This window comes from Synechocystis sp. PCC 6803 substr. PCC-P (assembly GCF_000284455.1).
Taxonomy (GTDB): domain Bacteria; phylum Cyanobacteriota; class Cyanobacteriia; order Cyanobacteriales; family Microcystaceae; genus Synechocystis.
Genome location: NC_017039.1, coordinates 161,687 through 184,935, shown reverse-complemented (window position 1 = coordinate 184,935; position 23,249 = coordinate 161,687). Strand labels below are relative to the sequence as shown.

Here is a 23,249-nt window from a genome sequence, read left to right as displayed (position 1 = left end):
ACCAAAGAATTATGCGAATTTTATCTAATGTTAATCTGATGGGACTATTGATAGTCCTCCTGGCCGCTATCTTCTTTTGTTTTCATAACGTCATTGTCCGGATTTTATATTCCCAGCAAAATATTTTGGGCATTTGGCAAGTTGGCGGTTTCGTGACCCCTACCCTGAGCCACTCCTTTCTTCTTCTACTATTGAGAATGCTTTGGGTTGTGCCTCTCATGGCCTTAATTTCCCAACGCCTTTATGGCAATACTTGGCGGGAAATTAATCAACTAAAACAACCAGTTAATCGTCCGGTAATTTGGGAGGCCATGGGTTGTGGATTTTTAATGTTTCTCTACCTAGTCTTACTCTACATTTCCATTAGCTTTATTCCCACTGGTATCGCCATCACTCTATTTTTTACTTACCCAATCTTTACTGCATTATTAGCATGGCGGTTATTTAACGATGTTCCCAGTTTATTGCGTTGGTTAGTGATTGGTTTAACTTTAATCGGCACATTTTTAACCATTCCCTATGCCTACGGTGGCGAGCAACAAACTTTAGTTTTGGGCGTTAGCACAGGCATTGCTTCGGGCATTGTCTATGCGGGCTATACGGTATTTGCCCAAAGGAGCTTTCAAAGACTCCATCCCGTTCCCTTCACCTGGATCAGTTTTGCCACCACGTTAATTCTGTCCATTCTTTGTTTAATCATTTGGCAACCCCATGAAGGTAATTTACCCTGGCTTGCCATCACCATTGGTTCCCTGTTGTCCGCTTTATTTACTTTGGCGGGCCATGTGCTCAATAACTGGGGTATCCATTTAATCGGTGCTAGTCGAGCGGCTATTATTGGGGCAACCAATCCCGCTTTGACGGTGGTGCTAGCAGGATTAGCTATTCAAGAAAGCCTCACCAATATCCAAATTTTCGGGGTATGCCTAGTTACGTTTAGCATTGCCTTGCTCAACTACGAAAAAGTTAGTCCCAGTACGGGAAAAAATTCCCTAAAATAGCAAAAAAAAAGAGCAGGAGCCACCACTCCTACCCTAATTTTTTCTGGTGTTTTTACCGTTCGATCGCCAAAACTAGAATGAAAATTTAAACCCCAAAGGATTTACCACAACCACAGGTTTGATTAGCATTAGGATTGGTAAACTGGAACCCTCCACCAATGAGGGCATTGCTGTAGTCCAGCATTAAACCATAGAGATATAGCAAACTTTTCCGGTCGCAGATAATCTGAAAACCTTCATAATCAAACACTTCATCATGTTCCGTTGCCCGGTTCGGTTCTTCAAAGTCCATCATGTAGGACATGCCAGAACAGCCCCCTTGACGTACCCCCACCCGTAAACAAAGATCTTTGCCCTGTTGTTCTTTCAGGGCCAGGAGGTGTTTGAGGGCCGCATCGGAAAGTTGGATGCCTTTGGCTTGGGTAGCGGTGGCTTGGCTCATGGTTAGGCTTGAACTCCTATGCAAAAGTTAGAGGAAAATTAAAAGTAAATTCAACAGCTTTAGTTTCCATCTTAGCGACAACGGGGGAGGCTGTGGGCGGAAATTCCCTATGGCAACAATTGGGTCTTGGCTAAACTTCTTCTTTTGTCGTCAACGAATGAGGGATTAGCCATGGAACTTTGCCATTGTCTTTGTCAACGGGGCACCGGGGTCTGCTCCAGAATGGCGGTGATCACTTCATCAATGCCAATGCCATCAAGCTGGGCTTCCGGCCTTAGAATTAAACGGTGGCGCAATAACGGCGGAGCAACGGTTTTGAGATTATCCGGCAGTAAATATTCCTGGCCATTAAGCCAAGCATCGGCCTTTGCGGCTTGCAACCAACGGAGGGAGGCCCTAGGGGAAGCTCCAATCAGAATATCGGGATGATAGCGGGTTTTTTCCACCAGGGCCAAGAGATAATCCAATAGTTTTTCATCCACCGCAATATCTTCTACTGATCGCCGACTAGCCAAAATTTCTTCTACGGTGGCAATGGCGGTTAACTGTTCCAGGTCTTGTCGTTGGGCGTGGAAACCCTGCTGAAAATTGACCAACATTTGTTTGGCCGCGGCCGGGGGAGGATAGTCCACCACTAGCTTAAATAAAAAGCGGTCTAGTTGGGCTTCTGGCAAGGGATAGGTACCTTCAAATTCCAAGGGGTTTTGGGTGGCCACCACCCAGAATAAAGGCGGCAGGGCATAGGTATGACCATCGAGGGTCACCTGTTGCTCTTCCATCGCTTCAAGCAGGGCGGACTGGGTTTTGGGGGGAGTGCGGTTAATTTCATCTGCCAGCAAAATTTCCGTAAATACAGGGCCCTGTTTGAGGCTAAAGGCTTGCTGGTTGAAGTCAAACACGTTTACCCCCACCATATCGGAGGGCAACATATCTGGAGTCAGTTGTACCCGCCTAAATTGGGATTGAATTGATTGGGCTAGAAGTTTCACCAACAGGGTTTTGCCTGTCCCCGGCACCCCCTCAATGATCACATGGCCCCCTGCCAACAGGGCCACCAATAATTCTTGGATGAGATGGGGTTGACCCACCAAAAATGCTTCCAAATGGCCACGGAGTTCGTTAAACAGGGGACGGGTCATAGGGTTTGGTCAAGGGAAAAAATCAAGAAATTGATGGCAATGGTACTTCTAGCAAAATTTATTGGCAAAGGCCATAAATTAACACCTAAAAACACCGAACCGAGCACAAAATATTAACTTAAACTTAATCGGTTACTCTGCCGCACTGGATTTGAGGACCTTACCCGATGGATTTGAGCTGGAGGGGGGCAGTTGGGCTTGTAGTTGTTGCCATTGTTTTAACCATACCCTTAAGTCAGCTTCCTGTTTGGGCAATTTGTCTGGCTGGCTAAGGTTGGTCAGCAAGGCCGCCATTGCTTCCCTGGCCTGGGCTGTGGGCAAGTTACCCAATCGTCTCTCTAGGGAAGGACTTTCTGCCTGGAGCAACTGTTGCACCACAAATTGGGGGCGATCGCCTTTTTCCAAGACCTGGGCGAGGGCATTGATATAGGCTTGGTTATTGTTACTGGCCAGGCTAGGGGGAGTTTGGGGTTGGCCAAAACGCCGATTCCCAAAAATAGCTAGGAGTGTCACCACCACTAAGGATTGCAGAAAAATGAGTAGTAGGGGAGTGTTTTGCAGATAGGCCCACACCGATTCCACCCCTTCCTGCTGGAGAGTTTCTGCGTCCTTATAGCCGTGTAAATATTCATCCACCCACAGGGGATTATGGCCTTCAGTTAGCAAAGATTGGAGCAGGGCAAAGTTAGCCGGTTCATCCTGAAAAGCATTAGCCGCCAAAAAGGGAGGTACTACCCAGATAATTTCTCCTTTGCCTTGCCGTTGCCGCCAAATTAAGGTGCCGTATTTGTCCGCTAATATTTTGCCTTCCTGCTGTGGCGATCTCCGTCTTCCCTGAATACTTATGGGGCCCTGGTCTGTTACTACGGTTTGGGTAAAGGGAGCATCGGTTAATTCCGCCCATCGTCCCAGGTAAACCAAACGATTACCCTGGGCTACCCATTCAGATTCGCTGGGGTTAATACTGCCACCGTCATCATAGGGAGAAAAGTTGAGGATGGACCTAGGGTTAATTTTCAGCAAAGTTGCCGGACTAGAGAGGGTCGTTAACTTGTCTCCGGGTTTGCGCCATCGTTGCACCGGAGTTCCAGCTTTTTCCATCCATTGCCACCAAGCCCCATAGCCCCCTGGAGTAGTACTATAGGTGGACCCTTGCAGATGGTCGGCCTGGCCCGGCCCAGTCCACAGCAGCGCCGCCACCGCCACCACGGCGATCGCCAGAAGAATAACCAGATTACGGCGGGATTTAAACAACATTGGCAACGGCGGATCAAGACCCACAAATCACGACATCAGAGCGTAAAACCTAGTTACTGAGGACAAAACGGTGGCCGAGGGAATTATCCACCATAGCTGGCAAAAAAATGTGGAAATTACTACCTTGTTTGGGGCGACTGTGGACAGTAATTTTGCCGCTCCAACGTTCCACTAGGCGATGGACAATGGTCAAACCAAGCCCCGCTCCCTGGGTTGCCGAGGACGTATTTTGACCCCGGAAAAAACAATCAAATAAATGGGGAATGTCCGCCATGGCAATGCCACAACCATTATCATTCACCACAATTTCCACCTGAAATCCCTGGTGATAGGCTTTAATTTGTACCTGCCCCCCAGGGTCAGTGAATTGCAGGGCATTTTCCAGCAATCTTTGCAGTATGGCTTGCAAATCCGCCCGAGAACAGGCCACTGGAGGACAGTTTTCTACCACAGTGGAATTTAAGGTGATTGATTTTTCAGCGGCAATGGGTTGGTAAATACCGATTACACTCCTAATGCAATCGGCAATGGGCACCGATTCCGGGGAGGGGGCAGTGGCATCAATTTCCAACAAGTCCTGCAAGCCAGTGATCAAATCCGTTTGGCGATCGCAGTTTTGCCTAATTAAGTCTAAATATCGCTGGCGGAGTTCCTTTTTTTGTTGAAAAGATTCCAGCAATTGTAAAGCTGTTTTCGCATTGGTCAGGGGAATACCCAATTCTCTAATTAAACTAATTCCAAAGGAGTTGGCGATCGCCGTGTAATTTGACGGCTTAGGATCATCGGCCGTACTTTTTCTAAGGGGTGGTCCCATCCCTTGCACCAATTGGTTAACCAGATCTAAATCAGCGCTGGGGGGGAGTTCTTCCGTTGCGAACAAATCCACTGGTAAATCGTCCGCCACCACCAATAATTGCTTTAGTTGACTCAAAAAATGTCCAATCAACCGGGGGGAAAAGCTTTGCAAAATATTTACCACTTTGGGGTTTTCTGGGGATTCATTCAGCAAAATTAACAGGCTGATGTCCGAACTGAGAAAACAAAAAAAACTTTCCCCGTGCCAATGGGTATCAACTTCTAAAAGCAATGGACTGATAGTTGTTTTTAGGTTCAGTCCCAATCCCGCCACCGGCCCCGGTTCCCCCCCGGAACGACACCAATATAAATGGCTCAATAACCCCGTTTGACTATAGTCGGCGATCGCCTTTTGCCAGGGGGATTGCCCATTAAACTTAGCCCAAACACGGCACTGAATCTGGTTATCCGCCAAAATCAGACAAATACTTTTAAACCAACTAAGTGCCGCCCCCGTTCCCAACGTGTGCAGGGCATGGGGGGCCTGCCCCTGAACAAATCTGAACATGGATGGTGATCGCTCCAATTTTTTGTGGCCATGGCCTTGGGAGAACCTAACCTAATTATGGCCACTGGGGGGATTTTTAAATCGGTTTTGGGCTTCTTGGAAAGCATTTCGCATCACCGCTTGGATCTTTTGGGGATCTGGTTTTTTCCCCCCCATCAAATCGCCAAAATAGACGCAGGCTCCCTCCCCCAAAGACCAGGTATAGGCTGCCGCCCAGGATGCCGCCACCACGGAACCAAATCCCGGCACAAATTTGATCAGTTCTCGCCCCACTGCTTGTGCCAAAAATCCCCCCGCAATGGCACTGACCACTCCCCCTGCCTGGGAAGGGGTTAACACTTGGCCGTACAGTTTGCCCAGCAGTCCCACCAAGGAAACTTGGAGCGCCGTCAACACTGGCATCGTTGCAAAGGGGAGAGGCACTGCGGCCAGGGTTGCCGCCATGATAGAAAAGGCCAAAATATACCGGCGGGCCACATCCCGGTAAATGTTCCCCAGTCGTTTACCCGTTTCCCCATCCAAAAGTTGATGGAGGGTTTGAGCTTCTGCTTTAGGTAATCTCTCCGCCAGGCGATCGCGCAGGGTCGTTAGACCATAGAACTCAGGGTTATAGCCATCTTCTTCCCTGGTAAAATCCACCATCACGGCTCCGTCAACCCAGGGAGCAAAATTGCTGGTAATGGCCGCAAAAGCCCGTTCTATTTCTGGTTGGTCGGGGGGATAAGGCGGATGGTCATCCCTTGGGTGGGGATAAATTTCATGGAGACAGGTCACCACCAACAGGCAGGGAATTTGCGGATAGGCAGTTTTTAAATCCTGAATAATTTGCTGGAGAGTGTCGGTGGCAAAATCGGTAATTTTGACCGTGAGCAGTAAAATTTTCGTCGCTGGATTAACTTCCCCCGGGGCCGCCAACTCCACCTTGAGCTCCTCGATTAGGGATTGGGTGTCGTGGCCCAAATCTCCTAAGCCAACGGTGTCGGTGAAAACTAATAGGGGAAGTTCGGGGGAAGGATAGGCATAGCGGGCCGTATTTTGGGTATGGGGCTGGAAACCCTGGCCGACAATGGCGGCGGAGGCCCCAGTTAATCCCCGCACCAGGGAGCTTTTCCCGGATTGGGGTTTACCGATCAGTAGGGCTTCCGTGGTGGGTAATTCCCGGCGCAATTGGGTCAAGATGTCGGCAATTTCGGCTTCATCCACCCAGAGGCGGTCCAGAAGCTTTTTTTTCCAATATTTCAGGGGAAGGAGATTTTGGAAATGCTGACGAGTACTTTGCCACCAGGTATGGATTGGCCAAGTTTGCTCTGATTGTTCGGACGGGGCTAGGGAGGGATTGGGATGGGTAATAATTTCCTGGTCAATTTCGTCTGGATTTTTGGCTTCGTTGACCTCGGGCTGGGGAGAATTGGGGGGAAGAACCATAGCCGCTGGGAAAAAACGCTGGACGGGATAGGGGCAACTGGTAGGCCTTGGATAATGATCAGAATCAGCCACCTAGGTGATCTTGGCAATTTTCTTTGGCGATCGCCAGGGGGATTGCCGTCCTTGTTGGGGGTCTAGGCAAAAAACAAAAAACTAAGAATCCGTTGCGACAGCGTGATATGATCGCTTCTGGCTTAGGGTAGGTGGTCCTTGATTACCAAGGAAGACCGTTGCCCAAACTCCATTTCTCACCTTGCTAGTAGTCAGAGTGTGACACCGCCAACTCCATCGTCCGAGGGTCAAAATTTTCCTAGTGCTCCTGCCCCGAAGCTTATGGAAGCGGAAACGGTAGTGGATAACGGAATGGCTGACTTTTACCGGTTGCAACGGCAGTTGTTGACCTGGACCCTGGTAGCTACGGCGATAATTTTTGTCTGTGTTGTCTGGGTCTATTCCCTCAATATAGCTTTAAATTATTTGCTCGGAGCACTGGTGGGGCTGGTATATCTCAAGCTATTGGCAAAAGATGTGGAAAGGATCGGAGCCCAGTCTGGGCGGGCTGGGGTGAAAGGCTTAGCAGTTTTTGTTGGGCTCATCATCATTGCCACCCAAAGGGAAAACCTCGAGGTTTTGCCTATTTTTCTGGGATTCCTAACCTATAAAGCTGCGATCATTTTCTATATGCTGCAAAGCGTGTTTACGCCCGCAGCGGATTAGACGATGAGAGGTTGAAGAAAGGTCTGGGCTATGGACTGGCTTGGCCCCAGGACAGTACCTCCTAGTTTATGCAAGGGAGCCTCTCCTGGTTGCTCAGGTTTGTTGAGGGCCAACAGCTTTCCTCTTTACCCCGTCAATCTCACCGAATAACAATGTTAGCTGGTTTGAGTGTTTTAAATTTGTTTCCTCTAGCTGCCCTGGAAGTGGGTCAGCAGTGGTATTGGGAAATTGGGAACCTCAAATTACACGGGCAAACATTTGCAACCTCTTGGTTTGTCATTTTATTGCTGGTAATTGCTTCCCTCGCGGCTACGCGAAATGTGCAACGGGTTCCCAGCGGCATCCAAAACCTCATGGAATACGTGCTGGAGTTCCTCCGGGATCTGGCACGGAACCAATTGGGGGAAAAGGAATACCGTCCTTGGCTACCGTTTATCGGCACATTGTTTCTGTTTATTTTTGTATCTAACTGGTCCGGGGCCCTCTTGCCTTGGAAGCTAATTCACATCCCCGACGGAGCTGAATTGGCAGCCCCCACCAATGATATCAATACAACTGTTGCCCTGGCGTTGCTTACCTCCTTGGCCTACTTCTATGCAGGTCTCCGTAAGAAGGGGTTGGGCTATTTCGCCAACTACGTGCAACCCATTCCCGTTCTCTTACCCATCAAGATTTTAGAAGACTTCACGAAGCCCCTTTCCCTGAGCTTCCGTTTATTTGGTAACATCCTTGCGGACGAGTTGGTGGTGGCAGTGCTTGTACTGCTGGTCCCTTTACTTGTACCTTTACCCCTGATGGCATTGGGATTGTTCACCAGTGCAATCCAGGCCTTGGTGTTTGCCACTTTAGCCGGAGCCTATATCCATGAGGCGATCGAGTCTGAAGGTGAAGAGCATTAGCCCTCCGGTGTAAGATATCTGCGGCCATGGTGGTTTGACCCCTTGCGGTTGATCTCTCCTAACCGATGCTTACCTTGGCCAATGCTCACCCCAGGAGTTGCCCTTTTCCCAGAGATGTTTTGAATCTGGCGAAAGTTCACTCCAAAAATCCTAAACTTTACTGTCGTTTTGTTAGCTAAAAGGAAAAAATTATGGATTCTACCGTTGCTGCTGCTTCTGTCATTGCCGCTGCCCTTGCTGTTGGTTTAGGGGCGATCGGCCCTGGTATTGGTCAAGGTAACGCCTCTGGTCAAGCCGTTTCTGGTATTGCTCGCCAGCCTGAAGCTGAAGGAAAAATTCGGGGTACCTTGCTGTTGACCCTGGCTTTTATGGAATCCTTAACAATTTACGGTCTGGTTATTGCCCTCGTATTGTTGTTCGCCAACCCCTTTGCGTAAGGAAGGATTCGTAGCCCGAGACGTGAGTTGATCGCGTCTCCTCCCCCCGCCAATCCGCTATGCGTTGGGTTTGTGGGGATTATTCCGCTAATCCCTGACCTAGTTTTTGTAAAACAATGTTTGATTTTGATGCCACCCTGCCCCTGATGGCATTGCAGTTCGTGGTTCTCGCGTTCCTGCTCAATGCTATTTTCTACAAGCCAATGAATAAGGTTTTGGATGAGCGGGCTGATTACATTCGCACCAATGAAGAGGATGCCCGGGAGCGGTTAGCCAAGGCCAAGGCGATTACCCAGGAGTATGAGCAACAGATTACCGATGCCCGTCGGCAGTCCCAAGCTGTGATCGCTGATGCCCAAGCTGAAGCTAGGCGCTTGGCGGCGGAAAAGATTGCGGAGGCCCAACGGGAATCCCAACGGCAAAAGGAAACGGCGGCGCAAGAAATTGAGGCCCAACGGCAGTCGGCTCTGAGTTCTTTAGAACAGGAGGTGGCGGCCCTGAGTAATCAGATTTTGCACAAATTGTTAGGCCCTGAATTGATTAAATAAGTGCCCTATAGATCTAGTTGCCATTATGCTTAATACCTTGTTCATCCTAGCGGCCGAAGCCCATGAGGCGGGGGAAGGGGGGTTTGGAATCAATTTAGATTTTCTGGAAGCCAACCTCTTTAACCTGGCCATTTTGCTGGGAATTATTATTTACTATGCGCCGAAAACCTTGGGTAAAATCCTTGGCGATCGCCGCCAAAAAATTGCTGATGCCATTGAAGAAGCGGAAACTCGCCAACGTAAATCTGCTCAGATTTTAGCGGAGGAAGAGAAAAAGCTAGCCCAAGCCAAAGCCGAAGCGGCCCGCATTGTCCAAGAAGCTGGGCAACGGGCAGAGGTGGCTAAACAAGAAATTGCGACCCAGACGGAAGCGGATCTGCGGCGGATGCAGGAAGCAGCGGCCCAGGATTTGGGAGCTGAGCAGGAACGGGTGATTGCTGAACTCAAGCGTCGTATTGCCGAACAGGCTGTGGCCAAGGCTGAAGCTGACCTGCGCGATCGCCTGAATGAAGACACCCAGGATCGGTTAATCGAACGCAGTATTGCCCAATTGGGAGGTCGCTAATGAAAGGTTCCTTATACAGTAGTAAGATTGCTGAACCCTACGCCCAGGCGTTGATAGGATTGGCCCAACAGCAGAATTTAACTGAAGTTTTCGGGGACAACTTGCGCTCTCTGTTGACCCTGCTCCAAGATTCTCCCGATCTGTCGGCGGTGCTTTCTAGCCCCGTAGTCAAGGACGAAGATAAAAAATCCGTGCTCCGCTCCGTGCTGGGGGACGGGGGCAATGGCTATCTTCTCAACTTCTTAATGTTGTTGGTGGATAAACGCCGGATTGTTTTCCTCGAAGCCATTTGTGAGCAGTACCTCGCCCTGTTGCGGCAGTTCACCAATACGGTCTTGGCAGAGGTCACCTCCGCCCTCAAACTCACCGATGCCCAAAAGGATCAGGTGAAGGAAAGAGTTAAGCAACTCACCGGGGCCCAGGCGGTGGAACTAGAAACCAAAGTAGACGGCGACATCCTCGGTGGCATTGTCATCAAAGTGGGTTCCCAGGTGTTTGATTCCAGTTTACGGGGTCAACTCCGCCGGGTGGGTTTAAGTCTTGGGACCGCCCTCTAGCAGTTAATTTAGTCGCCTAGCGACCCTTTATATTCACTTTTTCAACGGAAAATTAAGACTATGGTAAGCATTAGACCCGACGAAATTAGCAGTATTATCCGCCAACAGATTGAGTCCTACGACCAAAGCGTCCAGGTTTCCAATGTGGGAACGGTGCTCCAGGTGGGGGACGGTACGGCTCGGATCTATGGGCTGGAACAGGTAATGTCCCAGGAGTTACTGGAATTTGAAGATGGCACCATCGGCATTGCCCTAAACCTAGAGGAGGACAATGTTGGGGCGGTATTGATGGGGGATGGTTTTGGTATCCAAGAGGGCAGTACCGTTAAAACCACTGGTCAGATTGCCCAAATTCCCATTGGGGATGCCATGGTGGGCCGGGTGGTGGATTCCCTCGGTCGTCCCATCGACGGTAAAGGCCCCATCAGTTCCACCGCTACCCGTTTGTTGGAATCCCCGGCCCCTGGAATTATTGAACGGAAGTCCGTTTGTGAACCTATGCAAACCGGCATCACCGCCATTGATGCCATGATTCCCATTGGTCGGGGTCAGCGGGAGTTGATCATTGGGGACCGTAAGACCGGTAAAACGGCAATCGCCATTGACACCATCATTAACCAGAAGTCCGAAGACGTAATTTGTGTTTACGTGGCGATCGGTCAAAAAGCTTCCACCGTCGCTCAAATCATTGACACCCTGACGGAAAAAGGTGCCATGGCCTATACCATTGTGGTGGCCGCCAACGCCAACGACCCCGCCACTCTGCAATATTTGGCCCCCTACACCGGTGCCACCTTGGCGGAACACTTTATGTATCAAGGCAAGAGCACCTTGGTAATCTATGACGATTTGTCCAAGCAAGCCCAGGCTTACCGTCAGATGTCCCTGTTGATGCGTCGTCCCCCCGGTCGGGAAGCTTACCCCGGTGATGTGTTCTACATCCACTCCCGTTTGTTGGAGCGGGCCGCCAAATTGAGTGATGCCCTCGGCGGTGGTAGCATGACCGCCCTACCGGTGATTGAAACCCAGGCTGGAGACGTATCTGCCTACATTCCCACCAACGTAATTTCCATTACCGATGGTCAAATTTTCCTTTCCACTGACCTTTTCAACGCTGGCTTCCGTCCTGCTATTAACGCTGGTATTTCAGTGAGCCGGGTTGGTTCCGCCGCCCAAACCAAAGCCATGAAAAAAGTGGCTGGTAAATTGAAACTGGAACTAGCTCAGTTTGCTGAGTTGGAAGCCTTCTCCCAGTTTGCCTCTGATTTGGATGCCGCCACCCAAGCCCAATTGGCCCGGGGTCAACGGTTGCGTCAATTGTTGAAGCAACCAGAAAATTCCCCCTTGTCCGTGTGGGAACAGGTGGCCATTAGCTATGCCGGTTTAAATGGTTACATCGACACCATTCCTGTGGACAAAGTGACTGAATTTGCCCAGGGTCTGCGGGATTACCTCAAGGCCAACAAAGCCAAGTACGTAGAAATTATCAATAGCTCCAAAGCTTTGACCGACGAAGCAGAAACTTTGTTGAAAGAAGGGATCAAAGAATTCACCCAAGGTTTTGCCGCCTAATCAATGCCCAAGTCGGTGAGTTGGGGAAAGGGCTAGGGCTAAGCTCTACTTTTCCCCGCCCCTGGTTTTAGGGACTCATATTTAGGCTCCAGAACATTAAAAAAGATAAATTTAACGGGTGTAACGTCCTATGCCTAACCTTAAAGCGATTCGTGACCGGATTCAGTCGGTCAAAAATACAAAAAAAATTACTGAAGCGATGCGTCTGGTGGCGGCCGCTAAGGTGCGCCGTGCCCAGGAACAGGTGCTTTCTACCCGTCCGTTTGCCGATGCTTTAGCCCAGGTCCTTTATAACCTACAAAATCGTCTTTCCTTTGCGGAAACCGAATTACCTTTGTTTGAACAGCGGGAACCTAAAGCGGTAGCCCTTCTGGTGGTCACCGGCGATCGGGGTTTGTGCGGTGGTTATAACGTCAACGCAATTAAGCGGGCTGAGCAACGGGCCAAGGAATTAAAAAACCAAGGCATTGCCGTCAAGCTGGTACTGGTGGGCAGTAAAGCCAAGCAATATTTTGGCCGGCGGGACTATGATGTAGCCGCCAGCTATGCCAATTTGGAGCAAATTCCCAATGCATCCGAAGCGGCTCAGATTGCCGATTCCCTAGTGGCTCTATTCGTATCTGAAACGGTGGATCGGGTGGAATTAATTTACACTCGGTTTGTCTCCCTAATTAGCTCCCAACCTGTTGTACAAACCCTGTTCCCCCTCTCTCCCCAAGGATTGGAAGCCCCTGATGACGAGATTTTTCGCCTGATTACCAGGGGTGGCAAATTCCAAGTGGAACGGGAAAAAGTGGAAGCTCCGGTGGAAAGTTTTCCTCAAGATATGATTTTTGAACAGGATCCAGTGCAAATTCTGGAAGCGCTGTTGCCCCTGTACAACACCAACCAGTTATTGCGGGCTTTGCAGGAATCCGCCGCCAGTGAGTTGGCGGCTCGAATGACAGCCATGAGTAATGCCAGTGACAACGCTGGACAGTTGATCGGGACTTTGACCCTGTCCTATAACAAAGCCCGGCAGGCGGCCATTACCCAAGAATTGTTGGAAGTGGTAGCAGGGGCTAATTCCCTCTAACCCATTTAGTGATCTTTTCGTTGCACTCCTGCTTGAACTAGCGGGAGTTTTTTACTTCAGGGCCTTCATGCCTCTCTAACGCTTCGGACATACTGATATTAAGATTCAGGTGACAATTCTTTGTTGAGATTTGACCAAGCGCCGATCGCCTGTTGGTGAATCAACTGCCAGGGTTGGCCGGTGGCTTTAGCAAGGGCGGCACAGTCGGCAAATTCTGGGTGGGCATTGAGAATAATTTTTTTACCGGCTTGATAACCGTAGGCTACTTTTATGCGGATGGGACCATGGGGAATAACTACGGTTTGCCATTCCCGCTCTAGGGCGTAGCGTTGTTGTTGGCGCACCCGCACACCAAGGCTAGTGGTTTCCCGGAACAGTAAATTGAGGCAGTGATTTTGATTTTCTGGCGCACAGAGGACAGTGAGTAAAATGCCAGGGCGGGATTTTTTCATGGCGATCGCCTGGGTAAAAACATCGATCGCCCCTTGGTGTAGCAAACTTTCCAGCAGATAACCCACTGCCTGGGGTTGGATGTCATCCAATTGGGTTTCTAGTACAGTGATGGTTTCCAGTTGACCAAAGGGAGCTTCCGAAGATAGGGGGTGATTGTGGGGCGTAATTTCTGTTCCGATCCAGAGCCGGAGAATATTGGCCAATGGGAAGTCTTTACTCCCTGCGCCCAGCCCGACTTTGTGCAGATTCAATGGGGGTTTAGGGCCAAATTGGCTAGCTAGGGTAACGGCGATCGCCGCTCCGGTGGGAGTAACCAATTCCCCCGTCAAACCATTGTCGTAAACTGGTACTTGGCGAGTTTGCCAAAGTTTTAATACCGCCGGGACTGGAACCGGTAAATCCCCATGGGCGGCCCGCACCGTACCACTGCCCGTGGGCAAAGCAGACCAGTAACATTGATCGATCCCTAGATAATCCAGCCCCAAACAGGTACCCACAATGTCCACAATGGCATCGGTGGCCCCTACTTCATGGAAATGTACTGCCTCTGGCTCAATGCCGTGGACTTCCCCTTCGGCGATCGCCAGTTGATGGAAAATGGCCAAACTCCAGCGACTGACCCGAGCAGGTAAATTAGCCTGTTTGATTAACTGTTCTATTTCTGGTAGATGACGCATTCCATGGTGACCAGGGCCGTGGGAGTGGTGGTCATTAAGGAGTTTTACTTCTACCTTGGTGGCGGCCTGACCTTGTTTTTGCACCAGACCCGCCGTCAAGCGATATTCATCTGTTAAACCCAACGGAGCCAGTTTCTCCATCAGGTATTCTAGGGGAACCCCCGCCGACACCAAAGCCCCCAGGCACATATCACCAGAAATCCCTGTGGGACAGTCAAAATAGGCAATCAAACCCATAAAAAATGGCCACCTTTTATAATCTTCACCCCGAAACCCCCCAACAACGCACTGTGGAAATGATTTGCAAAAGTCTCCGCCAGGGGGCAATTATGCTTTACCCCACCGACACGGTCTATGCCATCGGTTGTGACCTCAACGATAAAAATGCCGTTCAACGGGTTAGACAACTGAAGCAACTCTCCAATAATAAACCGTTAACGTTTTTGTGTTCGTCCCTGTCTAACATTGCGGAATATGCAGTGGTGGCGGACGATGCCTATCGACTCATGCGTAAGTTAATACCTGGACCCTATACTTTTCTTCTTCCGGCCACCAAGCAAGTGCCCAAGCTAGTGGTGGAGCCGAAGCGAAAAACCACCGGCATAAGGGTGCCCGATCGCCCTATTTGCCAAGAAATTCTGCAAAGCCTGGGCAATCCGATCATCTCCACCTCTGCCCATTTGCCGGATCAAGATGAGTTTGTTATGGCGGAAAAGGCGAAACTGTTTGACCTATTTGACAAATTGGTGGACATCATCATTGACGATGACCGGGAGCCGGGCTATCAAACTTCCAGCATTATTGATTTCACCGACAAAGAACCCAAAGTGGTGCGGGAAGGGCTGGGTTGGGAAACCCTGCGAGATTTGTTTTAGTGCGGAATTTGATTAAAGTTGACTGGGCTCCAATAACCCTATGCCCAGGTCTTTGGCCGGCGGCAGCCCCAGGCTATGGCGATGTTGGCGCAACACACTAATAGCCCGCTGATACTGCGGATCAATCTCCGTGGCCATTAATTCTGGGTCGTTACGAAACTGTAGCTTGGTATCGTTGGAAATATCCAAATGAATGTCGGGACTGATGCCTTTTCGATTAATGTCGGTGCCACTGGGGGGATAGTAACGAGCAATGGTAACCGCCAAACCGGAGCCGTCGGACAAAGTGTTAACCGATTGCACCGTACCTTTCCCATAGGTAGCAGTACCCACCACCGTGGCCCTTCCCTGTTCTTTCAATGCCCCGGCCAAAATTTCACTGGCACTGGCGGACCGCTCATTAACCAACACCACTAAGGGTAAATCCGTGAGACTTCTGCCGTTGGCTGAAAAATGGCGATCGCCTCCCCGCCGGTCAATAGTACTGACGATTTCCCCCCGGTTGAGCCACAGACGGGCAATGTCAATGCTGGAAAGTAACAAGCCCCCTGGGTTACCCCGTAGGTCTAGCACATAGCCGCTAATGCGACTTTTATTGAGTTCCGTAATGGCCTTTTCCATCTGCTCAGCGGAATGGGAGCTAAATTCATCCAGGCGGATGTAGCCCACCCGTAATTCCCCTTCTTCCTTGACGTTATAGGTCACAGAATCAATTTCGATATTTTCTCGTTTGAGGGTGACACTGAAAACACCGCTTTTGGGGCGGGAAAGTTGCAGGCTCAATTCGGTGCCAATCTCCCCTTGAATTGCCTCTGTGGCTTGCTCCAAGGACATCAAAGCCGCCGGTTGGCCATTGATGCGCACAATGCGATCGCCAGGGCGAATGCCTGCTTTCAAAGCCGGGGTGCCCCGCATCACATCCACCACCACCAAATCACTACTACGTTTATCCATCAACACCCGGATTCCTACCCCGGAAGCTTCCCCTGATGTTTGACTGCTGAGGATGGCAAATTCCTCCGGAGACAGAAAACGGGTATAGGGGTCATTCAAATCCTTCAATATGCGCCCAATTTGTCGGTAAGCCTCAGCATTATCCTGGTAATTGCGCCCTAATAATTCCTGGCGTTTGGACAACCAGTTGGAATGGTTAAAGTCCTTATCAACAAATTGCTGATTGACTAACTGCCATACCTCATCCACCACTGCCTTGGGACTATTTTCCAGGAGGGTAACGTTATCGGATACACCACTATCTTTGTCCTTGGGAGTCGCCAACGTAGGACTATCGGGGTTGATCACGTTGGGAGCGCTGAGGGCGGGCCTGAGGGCAGTGCCCAAACCCAAACCGAAGACTAAAGCGGCAACCAAAGGACGAAGACAAAGCAAATGGGGACTCATGGAAGGCAGGGTAGGTCAAAGGGAGGCAGACAAATAGTCAAGTCCGATGCAATGGGCCACTGGCATGGCGGAGGGCAAAATTCCTTCCCAAAAACGGGGGACTAAACCATTTAAGCCCAATCCTAGCAAGAAAAATCTAGTTCGTGGGCAAGATGGAGCCACCAAAAAAGGCATCTTCCATTCACTGGCCTCAATGGGCTCCGCCGATATTAACCCAAGCCATAGAGCCCTCTCGATAGATTAAGTTGACTGATTAATTAAAACTTTAGTTATAAGAAAAACTAATTTTTTTATTTAGATATTGACATTTTACAGAATCCAGTATCCACAGCACCATAGAAGTCAGCAGCGAACTTGCTTGAAAAACCACAAAGTTTTCTATGGTTACCCTAATTGATTCTCCAACCTCTGCTGCTGTCCAGCCCCGCTTAACACTCCAAACCGCGGACATTGCAGCCCACACCACAGCGATTCGTTGCCTTGACTGGGATCGGGATCGCTTTGATATTGAGTTTGAGTTACGCCATGGCACAACCTACAACTCATTTTTAATCCGAGGGGAAAAAACGGCCCTCATCGACACGTCCCATCGCAAGTTTGAGGCCGTCTACTTGCAACTGTTGCAGGATCTAGTTGATCTCAGAAGTCTCGACTATTTGATCGTCAATCATACAGAACCAGACCACAGTGGACTGATTCCAGACCTCTTAGAACTGGCCCCCCAGGTGACGGTGGTGGGCTCCAAGGTGGCCATCCAATTCTTGGAAAAGCTCGTACACCGACCTTTTGAGTCACAGATTGTCAAAAGTGGCCACAGCCTGGATTTGGGCCAGGGCCATGAGTTGCAATTTATTTCAGCGCCCAATTTGCATTGGCCCGACACAATTTTGACCTATGACTCGGGTACCCAGGTACTCTATACCTGCGATGTTTTTGGCATGCACTATTGCGATGATTCCCTTTTCGATGAAACGCCAGAACGACTCGAACCTGATTTCCAATACTATTACAATTGCTTGATGGGCTCCAATGCCCGCTCGGTGTTGATGGCATTAAAACGCATTGCACCGCTGCAGGTTGTTCTAGTGGCAACGGGCCATGGGCCGCTATTGCAACATCACATTTCCCATTGGCTTGGACAGTACGATGCCTGGAGTCAAAACCAGGTCAAAGCTGAAACCTTTGTGGCCCTATTTTATGTAGATGGGTATGGGGTGAGCGATCGCCTGGTGCAGACCATTGCCGATGGCATCAGTAAAACCGGTGTGGCCATTGAACTAGTCGATCTAAGTGTGGCGGATACCCACGAGGTTCGTACCCTGGCCCAATGTGCGGCAGGCCTGGTGGTTGGTATGCCTCCCCAATCTTCCACTTCAACCACCCTAGACCCTTTGTTGGGCACCATTTTAGCGGCGGTACATCCCAAACAAGTTATCGGCCTGTTTGAAAGCGGGGGAGGACAGGATGAGCCCATTTACCCCCTCCGCAATCGCTTCCAGGAATTGGGTTTGCAAGAAGCCTTTGAGCCAATTTTGCTCAAGACCGAACCAACGGCCGCCACGGATCAGCTTTGCCGTGAAGCGGGTACCGATCTGGGCCAGTACCTCACCCAGAAACAATCCCAGCAGGCAAATACAGACCTTGATCCAGAACTCAATCAGGCGATCGGTCGCCTCAGCACTGGACTGTATATTTTAACCGCTCAAAAGGGAGATGTGCGGAGTGCCATGTTAGCTTCCTGGGTGATTCAAGGCAGCTTTGAACCCCTGGGCATTGTCATTGCAGTGGCCAAAGACCGGGCGATCGAATCATTACTCCATCCCGGCGATACTTTCGTGCTCAATGTGCTGGAAGAGGACAACTATCAAAGCCTCATGCGCCATTTCCTCCTCCGTTTTCCCCCAGGGGCAGACCGCTTTGCCGGAGTTAACACCTATCCTGCCCAGAACGGTTCTCCGATCCTGTTGGAAACCCTAGCTTATCTGGAATGTGAGGTTACCTCCCGTCTTGATGGCAATGACCATTGGTTGGTCTACAGCACCATACAAACTGGACGAGTCGCCAAATTGAATGCCCTAACCGCCACTCACCACCGCAAACTGGGCAACCACTACTAAGTTCACCTTCTACCTGGGATTTTCTCATGCAACTCCTCTCAACCAATGTGGATTCGGACGCAAAGCCTACTCTCCTATATTTCAGTCGTGCCGTGGTGGTGCGTCTACTGGAAACGGTGCAGGACTTTATTGTGATTTCCCTTTGCGTCGGCCTGTTCAGTTTTATGGTGATGCAGTTGCGGGAAATGTTTGTCTCCCTTTTTCCTCCCCTGGATTTTCCCCGGGTCACCGCCGACATTTTATTTCTGCTGATTTTAGTGGAACTGTTTCGATTGCTGATTATTTATCTGCAGGAACACCGGGTTTCCATCGGAGTTGCAGTGGAAGTCTCAATTGTTTCGGTTCTAAGAGAAATTATTGTCCGGGGCGTTCTGGAAGTGCCTTGGGAGCAAGTGCTGGCAGCTTGTTCATTTCTGCTCATTCTGGGTGTTTTGCTCGTAGTGCGGGTTTGGTTACCCCCCACGTTTGAAGGGGTCGATCCTGAACGGGAAATCTCCCGCCGCCATCAAATTCGTCAGTCTGGTAAGGAGTCCCCATCAATTTGATTATCTTGACCATCCCCGCTCCCTCTTGTCTTTATTCGAGGTTAAATCCATGATTTCTCCAATTGGTGGTCTTTCCCAAGCTTTGCATAGTCCGTCAGATTCAATTTTCGTTGCTTCCCTGCCTCGGGATATTCAGGTTGCGGAAATTGCCCCTCAAACCAAAGTGTTACGGTCTCGCCTCTGGGATCGACTTAAATTTGAGGTGGAATATGGTCGCCGTCGGGGCACTACTTCTAATTCCTATCTGATTCAGGCCGACCATACGGCATTGATTGATCCTCCGGGAGAGTCATTTTGTGATTTGTATCTAGCGGAATTACCCAAATATTTGGATTTAGCCCAGCTTGACTACATTGTTGCAAGCCATGTTAATCCCAATCGCATGGTTACCCTGGAGCAATTACTGCGTCGGGCAACCAAGGCCAAGCTTATTTGTTCTCGTCCTGCGGCGAAGGTGCTTAAAGCCACCTTTCCCCATTGGGAAGAAAGATTCCAGACCGTGCGGTCCCAGGACATGCTGGATTTGGGCCGGGGCCATAAGCTCCAGTTGATGACCTTGCCTACCCCCCGCTGGCCTGACGGTTTATGTGCCTACGATGCAGGTAGCCAGATTCTTTTTAGTGACAAGTTGTTTGGCACGCATGTTTGTGGCGATGCCATTTTTGATGAGGACTGGCGACAATTAGGCGGCGATCGCCGTTTTTACTTTGATTGTTTGCATGCTCCCCAAACTAGACAGGTCGAAACAGCACTGGATCAGTTTGATCCGTTAACGCTGAAAATGATTGCCCCTGGCCATGGCCCCTTGGTTCGTTTTAGCCTTAGTCGTCTGTACAGTGATTATCGCCAATGGTGTCAACAACAACCTAGCCAGACCCTCAAAGTAGCATTGATCTATGCTTCCGCCTATGGCAATACAGCAACCATGGCCCGGGCGATCGCCCAAGGATTAGTCAAGGCCGGTGTTGCCGTCGAAACAATTAACTGTGAAATCGCAGAACCAAACGAAATTGTCGAAGCAATTCAGGCCTGTGATGGTTTTATTGTCGGTTCTCCTACCCTGGGGAGCCATGCCCCCGTTCAAATCCAAACGGCATTAGGGATTGTTTTATCTTCCGCAACCAAAACTAAATTGGCCGGAGTCTTTGGTTCCTATGGCTGGAGCGGTGAAGCTATTGATTTGATTGAAAATAAGCTAAAAGATGGCGGCTATCGCTTCGGCTTTGAGGCCATCCGCATCCAATTCAGTCCCAATCTCGATGCCCTAGATGTTTGCACAACCTCTGGCGCAAATTTCGCGCGGCAACTCCGTACCCACAAGCGTCAGAGGATTGCCCGTCAAGCCACTACCGAAACCCAGGCTGACCGCACTCAGCAGGCAGTGGGACGTATTATCGGCTCCATTGGTGTGGTTACAACCCAAACAACTGGCCGCCATCAAGGGATTTTGACCTCCTGGGTTTCCCAAGCCAGCTTCACTCCCCCTGGCATTATGCTCGCAATTCCGGGCGAATTTGATGCCTACGGTTTGGCCGGACAAAATAAGGCTTTTGTGCTCAATCTTCTGCAGGAAGGTAGGAGTGTACGGCGTCATTTTGATCACCAGCCCCTGCCGAAAGATGGGGATAATCCCTTCAGCAGATTGGAACATTATTCAACCCAGAATGGCTGTCTGATTCTAGCGGAGGCGCTGGCTTATCTTGAATGCCTCGTCCAATCTTGGTCGAATATAGGCGATCATGTCCTGGTTTATGCAACAGTTCAGGCCGGACAAGTGTTACAACCCAACGGCATCACTGCCATACGACACCGCAAATCGGGGGGACAATATTAGGCGCTGTCATGGTTGTGATCAACTCGCTAGCAGTTTCTAACCTTGAGTTTCCATCTCGGACTTCTTTACGCTTCTAATGATGGCGATCGCCGTCTTGGCTATGGCAGACATCAGGGTGGGAAGTGAGAACAGCTTTAAACTGAGCAAAACGGTGTTTCTGTTTATGGTCATAGGTTAGCAATTCCTAAATCCCCCAATGCCATGCTGACGTCAGTTTTGGGGATATAGTCCGCCCCTGTGCCAAGTTCCTCCCGAAAGCCCATTACCATACCCAGCTAATTGCCATGGGGGGCGATAGATTTGTCATTGGGCAGAAGGAAAAAGCTAAACTGGAGGGCAATTTGATCATCTTCACTATCATTGGGGAATCTCCATGTGTGGCATCGTTGGTTACATCGGCACCCAAACGGCAGTAAATATCCTCATTGAAGGGCTAGAACGCTTAGAATACAGAGGTTATGACTCCGCCGGCATTGCTACGGTCACCGAAGGAAAAATTGAGTCGGTGCGGGCTAAGGGCAAACTATTTAACCTCAAGGAAAAGCTAGAAAACCACAGCAACTTTTCCCGCCTGGGCATTGGACATACCCGTTGGGCCACCCACGGTAAACCGGAGGAGCATAACGCCCACCCCCACTTGGATAACCAGCAACGCATCGCCGTTGTGCAGAATGGCATCATCGAAAATTATCAAACCCTGAGGGATCAGTTAAAGGAAAAGGGTTACCAGTTTTATTCGGAGACGGATACCGAGGTCATTCCGATTTTGATTGCCGACATCCTTAAGGATTTGCCCAGTGATGATCCAGACGAAGCTCTACTGGAAGCCATTGGCAAGGCCGTACATCAGCTAGAGGGAGCCTTTGCGATCGCCGTTTTAGATGCCCATTGTCCAGAGCAACTAATTGTGGCCCGACAGCAAGCACCCTTAATTCTGGGCTTTGGCCAGGGGGAATTCTTTTGTGCGTCCGATGTGACAGCCTTAGTGCACCACACCACCACAGTACTTTCTTTGGAGAATGGAGAAATTGCCAGGTTAACGCCCCTGGGGGTAGAAGTTTACGACTTTAACCTGAAAAGGGTGAGAAAATTACCCCGCACCCTCGATTGGAGCGCCACCACCGTTGAAAAACAGGGCTTTCGGCACTTTATGCTCAAGGAAATCTACGAGCAACCAGCCGTTGTCCGCACTTGTTTAGCAACTTATCTCAATGAACAATGGCGGGCCGCCGACCATCCTAGCCATAGTCCCGTATTCCTGGGTTTAGACCCCCAGTTGACCAAAAATCTCCAACATATTCAAGTTCTGGCCTGTGGTACTAGTTGGCATGCGGGTCTGGTGGGGAAATATTTACTAGAGCAATTGGCCGGCATTCCCACCACAGTGCATTACGCTTCGGAATTTCGCTATGCGGCCCCTCCCCTGACGCCCCACACCCTCACCATTGGCGTGACTCAGTCGGGGGAAACGGCGGATACTTTGGCCGCCCTGGAAATGGAAAAACAACGGCGCTTAACTTTGGAAGACGACTATAAACCCCTGATTTTGGGCATTACCAACCGTCCGGAAAGTACCTTGGCTACCATGGTTAATGAGATTATTAATACCCACGCTGGCATTGAAATTGGGGTGGCCGCCACCAAAACCTTTGTGGCCCAAGTGTTGGCCTTTTATTTTCTCGCCCTGGACATTGCCTTTCAGCGACACAGCCTGAGCTTGGAAGCCATAGAACACATCATGGTTGGTCTGCGACAATTACCCGCCCAAATTGAAACCATTTTGGAACAACAGGGTAGTGCTATTGAAGCCCTAGCCCATGAATTTGCCGAAACCCAAGACTTTATTTTCCTTGGTCGGGGCATCAATTTTCCCATTGCGCTGGAGGGAGCTTTAAAACTCAAGGAAATTAGTTATATCCATGCAGAAGGTTACCCCGCCGGGGAAATGAAACACGGCCCCATTGCCCTCCTGGATGCCAAAGTCCCAGTGGTGGCGATCGCCATGCCGGGTTCAGTGCATGACAAGGTAATTTCTAATGCCCAGGAAGCCAAAGCCAGGGATGCCAGGCTCATCGGGGTTACTCCCATGGACGACAGCCAGGCCCGTTCTGTGTTCGATGATTTATTGTTAGTGCCCCACGTGGAGGAAATGCTTTCCCCTATTGTGGCAGTGATTCCCCTGCAACTTTTGTCCTACCATATTGCCGCCCGCCGGGGGTTAGACGTGGATCAACCCCGTAATTTGGCTAAGTCCGTCACCGTGGAGTAGTTGGCCCCTGGGTTGTTGCAGGTCAATAACAGCAGCCTGCTGTCCCCAAAAAGCTGTGGAACAATAACAGGTAAAGCAATT

The 23,249-nt window shown here is 50.1% G+C and carries 21 protein-coding genes; 14 read left to right on the top strand and 7 right to left on the bottom strand.

Features of this window, described 5'->3' with window-relative positions:
• The first annotated feature begins 11 nt into the window (after positions 1–11).
• Positions 12–1,001: a DMT family transporter gene (locus SYNPCCP_RS00870; RefSeq protein WP_010871377.1), complete on the top strand. Its 990-nt coding sequence runs from the start codon at positions 12–14 to the stop codon at positions 999–1,001.
• 85 nt (positions 1,002–1,086) lie between these two features.
• Here the strand turns inward: SYNPCCP_RS00870 and SYNPCCP_RS00865 are convergent, their stop codons facing one another.
• From SYNPCCP_RS00865 to SYNPCCP_RS00845, 5 genes are all read right to left on the bottom strand, one after another.
• A complete protein-coding gene (locus SYNPCCP_RS00865; protein WP_010871376.1) occupies positions 1,087–1,443 on the bottom strand; it encodes an iron-sulfur cluster assembly accessory protein in 357 nt (118 codons plus the stop codon).
• 194 nt (positions 1,444–1,637) lie between these two features.
• On the bottom strand, positions 1,638–2,582 hold the full coding sequence (locus tag SYNPCCP_RS00860; RefSeq protein ID WP_010871375.1) for a MoxR family ATPase: 945 nt from the start codon (positions 2,580–2,582) through the stop codon (positions 1,638–1,640).
• 132 nt (positions 2,583–2,714) lie between these two features.
• A complete protein-coding gene (locus SYNPCCP_RS00855) occupies positions 2,715–3,839 on the bottom strand; it encodes a DUF4350 domain-containing protein (RefSeq protein WP_020861377.1) in 1,125 nt (374 codons plus the stop codon).
• 49 nt (positions 3,840–3,888) lie between these two features.
• Positions 3,889–5,202, bottom strand: coding sequence for a sensor histidine kinase KdpD (locus tag SYNPCCP_RS00850; protein ID WP_010871373.1), 1,314 nt, complete (start codon positions 5,200–5,202; stop codon positions 3,889–3,891).
• A gap of 51 nt (positions 5,203–5,253) precedes the next feature.
• The gene (locus SYNPCCP_RS00845) at positions 5,254–6,699 is read right to left on the bottom strand and encodes a YcjF family protein (RefSeq protein ID WP_010871372.1); all 1,446 of its coding nucleotides are present in this window, start codon (positions 6,697–6,699) and stop codon (positions 5,254–5,256) included.
• A gap of 291 nt (positions 6,700–6,990) precedes the next feature.
• On the opposite strand from SYNPCCP_RS00845, the gene SYNPCCP_RS00840 reads away from it, so the two are divergent.
• The 8 genes from SYNPCCP_RS00840 to SYNPCCP_RS00805 all read left to right on the top strand — a co-directional run bounded on the left by SYNPCCP_RS00840 (position 6,991) and on the right by SYNPCCP_RS00805 (position 12,997).
• A complete protein-coding gene (locus SYNPCCP_RS00840) occupies positions 6,991–7,344 on the top strand; it encodes an ATP synthase subunit I (RefSeq protein ID WP_231848042.1) in 354 nt (117 codons plus the stop codon).
• Between the two features lie 68 nt (positions 7,345–7,412).
• On the top strand, positions 7,413–8,243 hold the full coding sequence (atpB, locus tag SYNPCCP_RS00835; protein ID WP_010871370.1) for a F0F1 ATP synthase subunit A: 831 nt from the start codon (positions 7,413–7,415) through the stop codon (positions 8,241–8,243).
• A 191-nt stretch (positions 8,244–8,434) separates the two neighbouring features.
• Positions 8,435–8,680: an ATP synthase F0 subunit C gene (gene atpE / locus SYNPCCP_RS00830; RefSeq protein WP_010871369.1), complete on the top strand. Its 246-nt coding sequence runs from the start codon at positions 8,435–8,437 to the stop codon at positions 8,678–8,680.
• Between the two features lie 116 nt (positions 8,681–8,796).
• A complete protein-coding gene (locus SYNPCCP_RS00825; protein ID WP_010871368.1) occupies positions 8,797–9,228 on the top strand; it encodes a F0F1 ATP synthase subunit B' in 432 nt (143 codons plus the stop codon).
• A gap of 25 nt (positions 9,229–9,253) precedes the next feature.
• Positions 9,254–9,793, top strand: coding sequence for a F0F1 ATP synthase subunit B (locus tag SYNPCCP_RS00820; RefSeq protein WP_010871367.1), 540 nt, complete (start codon positions 9,254–9,256; stop codon positions 9,791–9,793).
• Positions 9,793–10,350, top strand: a complete 558-nt coding sequence (atpH, locus tag SYNPCCP_RS00815; RefSeq protein WP_010871366.1) for an ATP synthase F1 subunit delta — start codon at positions 9,793–9,795, stop codon at positions 10,348–10,350. The genes SYNPCCP_RS00820 and atpH overlap by 1 nt, the downstream gene beginning before the upstream one ends.
• A gap of 60 nt (positions 10,351–10,410) precedes the next feature.
• Positions 10,411–11,922 (top strand): F0F1 ATP synthase subunit alpha, encoded by a 1,512-nt coding sequence (gene atpA, locus SYNPCCP_RS00810; RefSeq protein WP_010871365.1) that lies wholly within the window; start codon positions 10,411–10,413, stop codon positions 11,920–11,922.
• A 130-nt stretch (positions 11,923–12,052) separates the two neighbouring features.
• Positions 12,053–12,997 carry a F0F1 ATP synthase subunit gamma gene (locus SYNPCCP_RS00805; RefSeq protein ID WP_010871364.1) on the top strand — a complete coding sequence of 315 codons (945 nt, stop codon included), beginning with the start codon at positions 12,053–12,055 and terminating at the stop codon, positions 12,995–12,997.
• Positions 12,998–13,095: 98 nt separating this feature from the next.
• Here SYNPCCP_RS00805 and larC read toward each other — a convergent pair whose 3' ends face one another.
• Complete coding sequence (gene larC, locus SYNPCCP_RS00800) at positions 13,096–14,364, bottom strand: nickel pincer cofactor biosynthesis protein LarC (RefSeq protein WP_010871363.1); 1,269 nt, start codon at positions 14,362–14,364, stop codon at positions 13,096–13,098.
• 5 nt (positions 14,365–14,369) lie between these two features.
• Here larC and SYNPCCP_RS00795 point away from each other — a divergent pair, with 5 nt between their 5' ends.
• The gene (locus SYNPCCP_RS00795) at positions 14,370–15,002 is read left to right on the top strand and encodes an L-threonylcarbamoyladenylate synthase (protein ID WP_010871362.1); all 633 of its coding nucleotides are present in this window, start codon (positions 14,370–14,372) and stop codon (positions 15,000–15,002) included.
• Between the two features lie 12 nt (positions 15,003–15,014).
• On the opposite strand, the gene ctpB is transcribed toward SYNPCCP_RS00795, so the two are convergent.
• Positions 15,015–16,403 (bottom strand): carboxyl-terminal processing protease CtpB, encoded by a 1,389-nt coding sequence (gene ctpB, locus SYNPCCP_RS00790; protein WP_010871361.1) that lies wholly within the window; start codon positions 16,401–16,403, stop codon positions 15,015–15,017.
• A 380-nt stretch (positions 16,404–16,783) separates the two neighbouring features.
• Between ctpB and SYNPCCP_RS00780 the strand changes: the two genes are divergently transcribed.
• The 4 genes from SYNPCCP_RS00780 to glmS all read left to right on the top strand — a co-directional run bounded on the left by SYNPCCP_RS00780 (position 16,784) and on the right by glmS (position 23,168).
• Entirely contained in the window at positions 16,784–18,520 is a 1,737-nt protein-coding gene (locus SYNPCCP_RS00780) for a diflavin flavoprotein (protein WP_010871360.1), read from the top strand.
• A gap of 26 nt (positions 18,521–18,546) precedes the next feature.
• Complete coding sequence (locus SYNPCCP_RS00775; RefSeq protein WP_010871359.1) at positions 18,547–19,065, top strand: phosphate-starvation-inducible PsiE family protein; 519 nt, start codon at positions 18,547–18,549, stop codon at positions 19,063–19,065.
• A 49-nt stretch (positions 19,066–19,114) separates the two neighbouring features.
• Positions 19,115–20,899: a diflavin flavoprotein gene (locus SYNPCCP_RS00770; protein ID WP_010871358.1), complete on the top strand. Its 1,785-nt coding sequence runs from the start codon at positions 19,115–19,117 to the stop codon at positions 20,897–20,899.
• A gap of 373 nt (positions 20,900–21,272) precedes the next feature.
• Complete coding sequence (glmS, locus tag SYNPCCP_RS00765) at positions 21,273–23,168, top strand: glutamine--fructose-6-phosphate transaminase (isomerizing) (RefSeq protein WP_010871357.1); 1,896 nt, start codon at positions 21,273–21,275, stop codon at positions 23,166–23,168.
• The last annotated feature ends 81 nt before the right edge of the window (positions 23,169–23,249 follow it).